Annotated in this window: 10 protein-coding genes; 9 read left to right on the top strand and 1 reads right to left on the bottom strand. The window is 58.2% G+C overall.

Features of this window, described 5'->3' with window-relative positions; all coding sequences use genetic code 11:
* Nucleotides 1-3: 3 nt before the first annotated feature.
* Nucleotides 4-1,098 carry a D-alanine--D-alanine ligase gene (gene ddlA / locus B4056_RS01750; RefSeq protein ID WP_113655526.1) on the bottom strand — a complete coding sequence of 365 codons (1,095 nt, stop codon included), beginning with the start codon at nucleotides 1,096-1,098 and terminating at the stop codon, nucleotides 4-6.
* A 413-nt stretch (nucleotides 1,099-1,511) separates the two neighbouring features.
* Between ddlA and B4056_RS01745 the strand changes: the two genes are divergently transcribed.
* The 9 genes from B4056_RS01745 to tssH all read left to right on the top strand — a co-directional run bounded on the left by B4056_RS01745 (nucleotide 1,512) and on the right by tssH (nucleotide 11,883).
* Nucleotides 1,512-2,216: an MgtC/SapB family protein gene (locus B4056_RS01745; protein ID WP_039380478.1), complete on the top strand. Its 705-nt coding sequence runs from the start codon at nucleotides 1,512-1,514 to the stop codon at nucleotides 2,214-2,216.
* Between the two features lie 332 nt (nucleotides 2,217-2,548).
* Entirely contained in the window at nucleotides 2,549-3,046 is a 498-nt protein-coding gene (gene tssB / locus B4056_RS01740; RefSeq protein WP_094111010.1) for a type VI secretion system contractile sheath small subunit, read from the top strand.
* Nucleotides 3,047-3,084: 38 nt separating this feature from the next.
* On the top strand, nucleotides 3,085-4,626 hold the full coding sequence (gene tssC / locus B4056_RS01735; protein ID WP_288653657.1) for a type VI secretion system contractile sheath large subunit: 1,542 nt from the start codon (nucleotides 3,085-3,087) through the stop codon (nucleotides 4,624-4,626).
* Nucleotides 4,627-4,640: 14 nt separating this feature from the next.
* Complete coding sequence (tssK, locus tag B4056_RS01730) at nucleotides 4,641-5,978, top strand: type VI secretion system baseplate subunit TssK (RefSeq protein ID WP_094111008.1); 1,338 nt, start codon at nucleotides 4,641-4,643, stop codon at nucleotides 5,976-5,978.
* Complete coding sequence (gene tssL, locus B4056_RS01725; protein ID WP_094111007.1) at nucleotides 5,975-6,625, top strand: type VI secretion system protein TssL, short form; 651 nt, start codon at nucleotides 5,975-5,977, stop codon at nucleotides 6,623-6,625. The genes tssK and tssL overlap by 4 nt, the downstream gene beginning before the upstream one ends.
* Nucleotides 6,625-8,325 carry an OmpA family protein gene (locus B4056_RS01720; protein WP_190289155.1) on the top strand — a complete coding sequence of 567 codons (1,701 nt, stop codon included), beginning with the start codon at nucleotides 6,625-6,627 and terminating at the stop codon, nucleotides 8,323-8,325. The genes tssL and B4056_RS01720 overlap by 1 nt, the downstream gene beginning before the upstream one ends.
* Nucleotides 8,291-8,782: an Hcp family type VI secretion system effector gene (locus B4056_RS01715; protein WP_113655529.1), complete on the top strand. Its 492-nt coding sequence runs from the start codon at nucleotides 8,291-8,293 to the stop codon at nucleotides 8,780-8,782. Before B4056_RS01720 ends, B4056_RS01715 begins: the two co-directional genes overlap by 35 nt.
* 54 nt (nucleotides 8,783-8,836) lie before the next feature.
* Nucleotides 8,837-8,977 carry a hypothetical protein gene (locus tag B4056_RS01710; protein WP_158086428.1) on the top strand — a complete coding sequence of 47 codons (141 nt, stop codon included), beginning with the start codon at nucleotides 8,837-8,839 and terminating at the stop codon, nucleotides 8,975-8,977.
* A gap of 302 nt (nucleotides 8,978-9,279) precedes the next feature.
* The gene (gene tssH, locus B4056_RS01705; RefSeq protein WP_150034706.1) at nucleotides 9,280-11,883 is read left to right on the top strand and encodes a type VI secretion system ATPase TssH; all 2,604 of its coding nucleotides are present in this window, start codon (nucleotides 9,280-9,282) and stop codon (nucleotides 11,881-11,883) included.
* The last annotated feature ends 1 nt before the right edge of the window (nucleotide 11,884 follow it).

Below are 11,884 nucleotides of genomic sequence, written 5' to 3'. Positions count from 1 at the left end.
CGCTTACATCGTGCTGGCTAAGCGCTGACGCTGCTGATGTCGCGCCTGTGCCAGCTCAATCAGGCGGCTGATCAGATCGCGATAGCTCAGATCCGCCGCCTGCCACAGCTTGGGATACATGCTGATATTGGTAAAGCCGGGCAGGGTATTCACTTCGTTCACCACGATCTCGTCGCGATCCGTCAGAAACACATCGACACGCGCCATGCCAAAACATTCGAGCGCTTTGAAGGCGGCCAGCGCGGTTGCCTGAATAGCCGCGCTGTTTTCCCGGCTGATGTTTGCCGGCACTACCACCTGCGCACCGCTGGCGTTGATATATTTGGTGTCATAGGCGTAGAACGCATCCTGCACCACTACTTCTCCGCACGGGCTCGCTTCCGGCGCGTCGTTACCCAGCACCGCACACTCAATCTCACGCCCGTTAATCCCTGTTTCAATCAGGATTTTGCGGTCAAAACGGAACGCCAGATCGGCAGCAACGTTAAACTCAGCGGCATCGGTAACTTTGCTGACGCCCACCGACGATCCCTGATTAGCCGGTTTGATAAACAGCGGCAGGCCCAGTTGCGCAATGACCGCTGCCGTGTCCAGCGTGTCGCGCTCTGCCTGGGTCACGCTGATCCACGGCGCAACGCGAAGGCCGGCATCACGCAGCAGACGCTTGGTAAAATCTTTATCCATGCTCACTGCGGACCCCAGTACATCCGAGCCGACAAACGGGACATCCGCCATGCGCAGCAGCCCCTGCAGTGAGCCATCTTCCCCCTGCGTACCGTGCACAATCGGAAAAATGACATCCAGATGAGGCAGCGGCTCCGCCTGCTCACAGCCGATAAACTGCGCCCGCTCGCCTCCGGGTATCAGCGCCACGGCTTCTCCTTCCGGGTGCAGCGCAATGCGCGCCGGATCCGTAGCGTTGAGCAGAAAGCGGCCGGCGTCATAGCGCCGCCAGCGGCCCTGTTTATCAATGCCCAGCAGCACCGCGTCATATTTCTGCGGGTCCAGCGCATCCAGAATATTTTTTGCTGATTGTAATGAGACTTCATGCTCAGCAGATTTGCCGCCGAAGACAATCCCTACGCGCTGTTTTGCCATTGTTTCTTATCCGATTGCAGTTAAGCGAGCAGCTAAGATAGCACGCGTATTCCGGGGCAGGGGAGCGCAAATCGCATCAGAACGGCGCGCCTGCTGCCGTGCTCGCGCTGTTGCAAAAAACGGTCAATCATCCCTAAACAGACGGGAAATCAGTTTGATTACGCGACTTCCTGTGCTTAAAATCGCGGCGGTTTACTTAACAGGAGCACTCTCTTGGACAACTGTCCCAAACGATCGCAAAAGGCCTCCGCGCTAAGATAGTGTTCCCGCTGTCTTAACCGCGCGTTGAGATGGCGTATTCCCTCCCGAATGGCCTCTGTTCATCTGCTGCCTCACGTGCAGCACGTCGCCCGCTGCGATCCATTCTTTCATTCTGAGCTGTTGTCAGCGTCTGCTGAAATGCGGAGGATAAAATGGACTGGAAAATTTTCCTGCTGCGGGTGACTGCAGCACTGATTCTGGGTGCGCTGATCGGCAGCGAACGCCAGTTGCGGCAGCGCATGACCGGCCTGCGCACCAACGCGCTGGTCAGCACCGGTGCCTGCCTGTTTGTACTGATGACGCAGAGCGTACCTGGTATTGCCCATGACGCATCGCGCATCGCCGCCTACGTGGTCTCTGGCATCGGCTTTCTCGGTGGCGGCGTGATTATGCGTGATGGCCTGAACGTGCGCGGACTCAACACCGCTGCCACGCTCTGGTGCACGGCGGCAGTAGGGGTGCTGTGCAGCATGGGGCTGCTGCTGGAGGCGGCTATCGGCACCCTGATCATCCTGTGCGCTAACATTCTGCTGCGCGAACTGACGCGGAGCATCAACCGTCAGACGCTGGTGCCGGCCGCCGAAGCGGTGCAGCACTATACGGTGCAGATCACCTGCCTGGCGCAGGATGAGGTGCAGGTACGCAGCCTGATGCTGCACAGTTTAGGCAACAGCGATCTGCGCCTGCAGTCGCTGCAGAGTGAAGATATCGACAGCTCGCAGCGCATGATGGTCAGCGCCGAAGTGCTGGGTAAGCCCAATCTGACCCAGCAGCTGGAAAATCTTGTCAGCCGCATCAGCCTGGAGAAGGGCGTCAGTGCGGTGCGCTGGCAGGTGTGCGGTATGGAGCGCGATTAAAAGCGTCTGGTTTTACCTGCTTGTTAATTACATCGAGGAACTGTTCCATAAAACAACAGTTAAAAGATGCTGATCAAGTTAACTGCGCAGAGGTCTCATAACCTGGCGGAGTGAAAAATACAATCGATTAATTTTCAGATAAATCTGAACAATGTTTTAAAAATCAATTTCAATGACTTAAGTCGAATTTTCGCTTTTTTTCTATATAAATCAATTATAAGAATTTAACCCATGCGGTTGATTTATTAATCCGGCCTATTTTATATTCACGCCATACCCCTAAGGAAGCAGAGGGGTTATCTGTTTTTTTCGCCATTTTTACAGGAGTAAATATGAGCAATTCTTATCAAAACGAGATCCCTAAAGCACGTATTAATCTGCGCCTTGACCTGCATACCGGCGGGACACAGAAGAAAACTGAGCTGCCGCTGAAACTGCTGGTGACAGGCGATTTCAGCAACGGCAGAGATAAGCGTGTAGTTTCTGAACGCGAAAAAATCAGCGTCAACAAAAACAACTTTGACAGCGTGCTGAGCGAGTTTTCACCTGCGGTACATTACGCTGTACCAGACGCCGTCGCCGCTGACGGTAGCGAACAACAGGTCAGCCTGACATTTCGCAGCATGAAGGACTTCGAGCCGGAACAGGTTGCCCGTCAAATCCCGCAGCTCAATGTGATGCTGGCCATGCGCAACCTGCTGCGCGATCTGAAATCCAACCTGCTCGACAATGCGACCTTTCGCAAAGAGTTTGAAACCATTCTCAGAGATCCGGCCCTGAGCCGTGAACTGCGCAGCGAGCTTTCTGCCCTCGCCAGTAACCACGACTGAATTCTCCCCTTAACGGACTAATACGAGAGACAATCCTGATGTCAGTTCAGAATGAAACCCTGTCTGCGGGCAGTGCCGCCGTGCCGCAGCGCCCGGCAGCGGAGGGCGTTTACGCCTCGCTGTTTGATAAAATTAATCTCAATCCGGTCTCTGAACTCAGCGATCTGAACGTCTGGCAGGATAGTCAGGCGCTGTCAGACGCCTCGGCCGATGAGCGCGTTACCGCGGCCATACAGGTGCTGCTTACCCGTCTGAAAAGCAGCAACACACAGGTTGAGAAACTCGACAAGCATCTGCTGGATCACCACATTGCTGAGCTTGATGCGCAGATTAGCCGTCAGCTGGATGCAGTGATGCACCATGAGGCGTTTCAGAAGGTTGAGTCGGTGTGGCGCGGCCTTAAATCTCTGGTAGATAAAACCGATTTTCGTCAGAACGTAAAGCTCGACGTGCTGGACATATCGAAAGATGACCTGCGCCAGGACTTTGAAGATGCGCCGGAAATAGTCCAGAGCGGTCTCTATTTGCAGACCTACGTTGCTGAATACGATATGCCAGGCGGTGAGCCGATTGGGGCAGTCATTTCAGCCTATGAGTTTGATGCATCCGCACAGGATATCGCGCTGCTGCGCAACATCTCTAAAGTGGCTGCCTCTGCGCATATGCCGTTTATCGGTTCAGCAGGTCCGGCGTTCTTCCTGAAAGACTCCATGGAAGAGGTCGCGGCCATTAAGGATATCGGCAACTACTTTGATCGCGCTGAGTACATCAGGTGGAAATCTTTCCGCGAAACCGATGATGCCCGCTATATCGGCCTGACCATGCCGCGCGTGCTGGGTCGTCTGCCCTGGGGCCCCGACACCATGCCGGTACGCAGTTTTAACTACGCGGAGGAGGTGAAAGGACCGGACCACGAGAAATATCTGTGGGTAAACGCCGCGTTCGCTTTTGCCGCAAATATGGTGAGAAGTTTCATCAGCAACGGCTGGTGCGTACAAATTCGCGGTCCGCAGGCGGGCGGCGCAGTAGATGACCTGCCTATTCATCTTTATGATCTCGGCACCGGCAGCCAGGTGAAAATCCCGTCAGAGGTGATGATCCCGGAAACCCGCGAGTTTGAGTTTGCGAACCTCGGCTTTATTCCGCTCTCGTACTATAAGAATCGCGACTACGCCTGCTTCTTCTCGGCAAACTCCACGCAGAAACCGGCGCTGTATGACACGGCTGACGCTACGGCAAACAGCCGTATCAATGCCCGCCTGCCCTATATCTTCCTGCTGTCGCGTATTGCGCACTACCTGAAGCTGATTCAGCGCGAGAACATCGGAACCACCAAAGATCGTCGCCTGCTGGAGCTGGAGCTCAATAACTGGATAAAAACGCTGGTGACGGAGATGACAAATCCTGGCGATGCACTGCAGGCTTCGCACCCGCTGCGTGAAGCAAAAGTGGTAGTGGAAGACATTGAGGACAATCCAGGCTTCTTCCGCGTGAAGCTGTTTGCGGTGCCGCACTTTCAGGTGGAAGGCATGGACGTCAACCTGTCACTGGTATCCCGGATGCCAAAAGCGAAAGCGTAAGGCGGCCATCCGGAATGAAAATTTACCGTCCGTTATGGGAAGAGGGCGCGTTTCTGACGCCGCAGCAGTTCCAGCAGCAGGCGATGTGGGACGCGCACGTGGCCGGCACTGTCGCAGGGATGACGCTGGCCCATCCATGGGGGGTGCTGTGTGCAGAGTTCGATGACGGCGCACTGGCACTCTCAAAACTGAATGCGACGCGCATTGCCGTCCGCTTTACCGATGGCACGCTGGTTGATACCCGCCTGGCTGATGCGCTTCCGCCAGTCTGTGACTTAACGAACGTCACAGATCGGGATTGTGTGGAGGTGGTGCTGGCATTACCGCTCATCAACGCAAGCGGCGGTAATCTGGTCAACGATGCCGAAAGCGAGCGTCCGCGCCGCTGGATCGCCGCCCGGGAGCGCGTGCAGGAACTGGCCGGTCATGAGATCACGGAGATTGCGGTGCAGCGTTATGCCCTGCGGCTGCGGCTGGCGCATCAGGAAAACGCCGCGTATCTGACCTGTCCGGTAGCCCGTCTTAAGCGCAATGCGCAGGGAGAGTGGGTGCGCGACGCGGCGTTTATCCCGCCCATGCTGGCACTGACTGCCTGTCCGGCGCTGGTTACGGGGCTGGGTGACCTGCTGCACCGCCTGCAGGCGCGGCGTCAGCATCTGATGCAGCTGCGCCGCGAAAGCAATGAGCGTATGGCGGACTTTGCCGTGTCCGACGTTTCCCTGTTCTGGCTGCTGAATGCGCTAAACAGCGCCGATCCGGTACTGACAGAGCTGCACCACGCGCCGTCACGTCATCCTGAACTGCTTTATCGCGAGCTGGTGCGGCTGGCAGGCAGCCTGCTGACGTTTTCCCTCAGCAATACGCCGGAGGAGATCCCACGCTACCGGCATGAGCTGCCGGAGCAGGTTTTCCCGCCGCTCTTTATGCTACTGGACACGCTGCTGGAGGCGAGTCTGCCTTCCCGCGTTATCGCGATTGAGCTGGATAATCAGGGCGTACTGTGGAAAGGAAAGCTGCACGATGCCCGTTTGCGCGAAGGGGCAGATTTTTATCTCTCTGTTCGATCATCTCTGCCAAATCACGAACTTCAGGCGCGTTTTCCGCTGCTGTGCAAGGCTGGCAGCCACGCTGACGTTTCTGAAGTGGTGAATATTGCCCTGAGCGGTATGACCATCCGGCCGCTACCCCATGTGCCTGCAGCTATTCCGCTGCGCCTTGAGAACCAGTACTTTGCGCTGGATCTTTCAACGGATGCGGCGAAGGCGATGCTTGCCTCCGGCGGCTGTACTTTTTATACCCCGGAGTCGCTGGGTGAGCTGAAGCTGGAACTCTACGCGGTGCTGCGCTCATGAATAATCTTAACAGGCTGACGGAGCAACGCTTTTTTCAGGGCTGGCTGATGGTGAGCCAGCTGCGAGGCGGGCAGCAAATTGAAAACGGGGACGCGCTCTATCGCGAGGCGGTTAACTGGGTAAAGTCAGCCCGTGAAGCGCTGTCAGAGGCCGGAGTCAGCGAGGCCAGCTGCGACCATATGTTATATGCCTTCTGCGTGTTGCTGGATGAGGCGGTACTGAACCGGGGAGTTCAGGATGATGGCTGGGCTCGCTGGAGCCGTGACCCGCTGCAGGTGCGTTTTTTTGGCTCCCTGAACGGCGGGGAAGCGTTATGGGATCGCATCCGTACCGTGCTGCATGAGCCAGCGCCGGAGATCGCTGTTCTGACCTGCTTTTACCGCACGCTGCAGCTGGGTTTCGTCGGGCACTATCGCGCTCAGGATGATGAACGCCGTGAGGATGTGGTGAATGCGCTGGCTGCGCGGGTGCCGCCGTTTACGCTGCCGGAAGATGCACCGCTGGTTATCCGGCCCGCAGGTCTGCGCACCGGACGCCGCGTTTACTGGCTGAGCTGGGGAGTGGCCGTAATGCTGCTCGCCGGACTCTGGTTCGTGCTGGAGTCAGCGCTGGCAGATATGGTCTCGCACATTGCAGGGGCTCAGTAATGTTCCGACCCGATTCACGTCAGGGCCTGGTGCTGCTGGGGAGCGGACTTGCCCTGCTGCTGGTAGTGGAGTACTGGGGTCTGAAGCCGCTGAACAGGGCGATGTTCTGCGGACTGATACTGCTGGTATCTGCGTTTATTCTGTGGCGGTTGCAGCGGTCCACCTCTGACAGTCACTCTGCTGCAGATGCCAGCCTGCCACCTGACACCTGGCGCCGGCCGGTGATCCTCGTGACAGGAGACACCGCGCTGCTGTTTGGCGATCGGGACCACCATGAGAGCGGGCAGGGATGGTATCTGAACGTTCGCCAGCCCGGTGAGCTATCCGCGCTGGCGGAACGGCTGGCTCTTCACTCTCCGTCACTGATGCCGCAGCTGTCAGTAATGCTGGCAATCGTCCCCGGACTGCACACCTCCGCAGAGATATTTACACAGCAGCAGTGCGCGTGGCTGCGGGCATTTCTGCAGTGCCGCCGCGTGCTGAACGGACTGCCGCCGCTCCGGACGGTGATATGGAATTCGTCCGGGGATAGCGGCACATACTGGTTCAGCCTGACGGCCGACCATCCAGAGCTGCAGTTTCATCCGGACAAACGTGCCCGCCTTTCACTGAGTGAATGGGCAGCACAGGATGCGCACTCTGTTCACCACGCGCTCAGGCTGCAAAGCGTGATGCAGTGGTATGCGGGGCAGCTTGCCGCTTCGCACTCAGCGCGCCCCTGCCAGATCGGTCTCTGCCTGACGCCATCGCCGGCGCTGGCGGACAACCTGTGGCAGCAGCATGTTGCCGGGCTGACCACGCTTTCATCTGAAAACAACGAATCCCCGCTTTCACTACCGCTGCCGGATCGCCTTCTGTCCGGCCTGGCGCGGCGGCCGGGTATCAGCCGCTGGCTACGCAAATTGCGCATAGCTGGCCTGATGCTGGGTCTGTTTCTGGCACTCGCCATGCTTTTTTCTTTCATTCACAACCAGCGCCTCATACGCAGCGTGACCGATCACCTTGACCTGTGGCGCAGCCTGCCTGATGACGCCATGGCGGCGAAAACCCTTGCGCGCAATGCGCTTATCCGCGATCGCGCGCTGCTGGATGAGTGGCAGCGCAGCGGTGAGCCGATGCGGTTTGGTATGGGGCTCTATCAGGGCATGCGGCTGACCGCACCGGTGAATGCGGCCATACACCGCTGGGCACCGCCCCCGCCGCCGGCCCCGGTTATCCGGCAGGTCGTACAGGGGCCAGAAACGGTGCGCCTTGACAGCCTGTCGCTATTTGAATCGGGCAGGGCAACGCTAAAAGCGGGTTCCGGCAAGGTGCTGATCAATGCGCTGGTGAATATTAAGGCCCGGCCCGGCTGGCTGATTGTGATAGCCGGTCACACCGACAGCACCGGCAGTGCACAGGGTAATCAGCTGCTTTCACTGAGACGCGCCGAAGCCGTACGCAACTGGATGCGCGATACCGGCGACGTGCCGGAGAGCTGTTTTGCGGTGCAGGGCTACGGTCATGACCGCCCGCTTGCCGCCAACAACACGGCGGCGGGGCGCACGCGTAACCGTCGCGTCGAAATCAGTCTGGTACCGCAGGCTGACGCCTGTCACGTAGCGGACGGACCCACCCGGTCATCGCAGGATGATGGCCATTCTCAATCTGAAAAGGAGCAATACCATGGCAATTCCGGTTTATCTGTGGCTGAAGAATGATGGCGGAGCGGACATCAAAGGGTCTGTAGATGTGAAGAGTCGCGAGGGCAGCATTGAGGTGGTGGCGCAGGAGCATAACCTGTACATCCCTACCGACAACAATACCGGCAAGCTGACCGGCACCCGTATTCATACGCCCTTTCTGCTCACTAAAGAAATCGACGCGTCAAGCCCGTATCTCTATAAAGCGGTAACCACCGGACAGACTCTGAAATCGGCGGAGTTCAAATGGTATCGCATCAACGACGCGGGTCAGGAAGTTGAGTACTTCAACACAAAGCTTGAGAACGTGAAGGTGGTGAAGGTGAATCCGGTGATGCACGACACCAAAGATCCGGCAAAGGAGAAGCACAACCATCTGGAGCACGTTGAGCTGCGCTACGAAAAGATCACCTGGACCTATAAAGAAGGCAACATCATCCACTCCGATTCCTGGAACGAACGCGCTACCGCGTAACTGATTCACTCTGCTCAGGGCGTTGTGCTCTGAGCACCTGCAAATGGAGGCGTTATGTCGCATCTCGCTAACTGGGCAACCAACTGGCAGAAGGATCCGCGTTTCAGCAAGAACTATACGGAACGCCTGATTGAAAAAGCGTGTGCCATCGATTCCCAGCTAATGATGCTTATTGCAGCGGTACGCTCAAGGTGATTGCCGGACCACACCGGAAAGCGGGGCCAAATGGCGGCGGTGATGCCCGCTGGCATATGACACTGCAACCGGATACGGGCAGCTCCTGCTGGCACGTCATTCTGGATAACAGCGTCACCCGGCCAATTGATATCAATAAAAGAGAGCACCCCGGCCACAGTTTTTAACCCCCCTGTGGCGACACCTGTCGCCACGTTCAGTGAGCGTTTTTACACCAGCGCTCAGCCAATCCTGTTTTTAAGCCTTATGGGCCTCGGTGAACGGCCAGGGGCGGTAGCGTGCCTGAAACGGAGAGAAAATATATGGAACATGCGTCTGCAGCGCTGCTGCGCCGGCTTAACCCTTTCTGCGCGCGTGCGCTGGAGGCCGCTGCCTCACTGTGCCAGATCCGCGCACATGCAGAAATATTACCTGAGCACTGGCTGCTTAAACTGCTGGAGCAGGGAGAAGGGGACATCACGGTCATCGCACGTCGCTACGAGTGGGACATGGATGACGTCTGGCAGGATCTGCTGAGCTTTCTCAACGATCGGCCACGTCAGGTGTGTGGCCGGCCAGCGCTGTCGGCCCGCCTGCACCATCTGCTGAAGGAGGCCTGGCTGGCTGCCTCGATGGCCGGGGAGGAGCGTATCCGCAGCCTGCACCTGCTGCTCGCCATGGCCGATCATCACGGGCTGATGTGCTGTGCTGCACTCTGGCCGGTTCTTACCCTGGATCGGCCCCGGATAACGTCGCTGCGCCCGCTGCTGGATGCGCAATCGGATGAAAGCCAGGCGGAGCCTCAGCGTATACCGGATATCACCGTTCAGCCGTCCGATCTTACCGGAGAAAAAAAATCCGCTGTCTCAGAGGCGCTGCTCCGCTTTACCCGCGACATGACTGCTGATGCGCGCGACGGCAAGATCGACCCGGTATACGGGCGCGATAATGAAATCCGCCAGATGGTGGATATTCTCTCCCGCCGCCGCAAGAACAACCCGATTCTGGTGGGCGAGCCGGGCGTGGGCAAAACTGCGCTGGTGGAAGGACTGGCGCTGCGCATTGCCGAAGGCAACGTGCCGGAGAGTCTTAGCAGGGTCAGCGTGCGCACGCTTGACCTCGGTATGCTGCAGGCGGGGGCGGGCGTAAAGGGCGAGTTTGAGCAGCGCCTCAAAACCATCATTACTGAGATACAGCAGACGGAGCAACCGGTGCTGCTATTCATTGACGAAGCGCACACCCTCATCGGTGCCGGTAATCAGGCCGGTGGCGCAGATGCGGCTAACCTGCTCAAACCCGCGCTGGCGCGTGGCGAGCTACGTACCATCGCGGCTACCACCTGGAGCGAGTACAAGCAGTACTTCGAAAAGGACGCCGCGCTGGAACGTCGTTTTCAGAGGGTAAAAGTTGATGAACCGGATGATGAAACCGCCTGCCTGATGCTCAGAGGCCTGAAATCGCGTTACGCAGAGCATCATGACGTACATATTAGCGATGCCGCCGTCCGCGCGGCCGTTACGCTTTCCCGGCGTTACCTGACCGGACGACAGCTGCCTGATAAGGCAGTAGACCTGCTGGATACCGCGAGCGCCCGCGTACGTATGAGTCAGGATACGGTGCCGGAAGCCATCACGCGGTTACGTGCCCGCACGGACGCGCTGAACGTTGAAAAACGCGCCATTCTGGATGATGAAGCGCTGGGCGGTCCCGTCCAGGCAGGGCGCATGCATGACATTCTAAGCGAGCTGGCCCGCGCTGAGGAACGCCTTGAACAGCTGGAGCTGCGTTACCAGGCCGAGCGCGAAATGATGGAGACGCTGCTGGCCTGTCGTCAGGACGCGACGCAGAACGTCAGGCGTGGCACGTTACACTCTGCCCTGCAGACGCTGCAGCAGGGTGAGCCGCTGATCACGCTGGACGTAGACGCGCGTACGGTAGCGGGCGTCATTGCCGACTGGACCGGCGTACCGATCTCTTCCTTAATGAAGAATGAGCAGACGGCGCTGCTGACACTGGAAAAGACGCTGGAAACCCGCGTGGCAGGCCAGCCGGCAGCGCTGAATGCCATCGCACAGCGACTGCGGGCGTCGAAAACCGGGCTGACCGCTGAGAACGGCCCGCTGGGCGTGTTTCTGCTGGTGGGCACCAGCGGAACTGGTAAGACAGAGACGGCGCTGGCGCTGGCTGACACGCTGTACGGCGGCGAAAAGTCGCTGATCACCATTAATCTCTCCGAGTACCAGGAGGCGCATACGGTGAGCCAGCTCAAGGGCTCACCGCCGGGCTACGTGGGCTATGGTCAGGGCGGCGTACTGACCGAAGCAGTGCGCCAGCACCCGTATAGTGTGATCCTGCTTGATGAGGTGGAGAAAGCGCACCGCGACGTGGTTAACCTGTTTTATCAGGTATTTGACCGGGGCTTTATGCGCGACGGCGAGGGACGGGAAATTGATTTCCGCAATACGGTTATCCTGATGACCTCCAATCTCGGCAGCGACGCGCTAATGCGGTTGCTCAGTGAACAGCCGGACGCCAGCGAGGCGGATCTGCAGCAACTGCTGCGCCCGATTATCCGCGACCATTTCCAGCCGGCACTGCTGGCACGCTTCCAGACGGTAATTTACCGCCCGCTGAGCCGTGACACGATGCGTATCATCGTTGAAACGAAGCTTGAGAAGGTCAGAGAGCGCCTGCAGCGTCACTACGGCCTGCATACGGATATCACAGACGCGCTCTGTGATGCCCTCACCGCCGCCTGCCTGCTGCCGGATACCGGCGCGCGCAACGTTGACAGCCTGCTCAGCCAGCAGATTTTGCCGGTTGTGAGCAGGCAAATCCTCGCCTGGCAGGCGGCGGGCTCTTGTCCGCAGCAGCTATCTATGACGTGGACAGAAGATGAAGGTTTCGTGCTGGTGTTTAGAGAATAGT

It is taken from the genome of Pantoea sp. UBA7232 (assembly GCF_002473195.1).
GTDB lineage: Bacteria > Pseudomonadota > Gammaproteobacteria > Enterobacterales > Enterobacteriaceae > Pantoea > Pantoea eucrina.
Note: the sequence above shows the minus strand (reverse complement) of the source record. Positions and strands in the feature narration are given on the sequence as shown.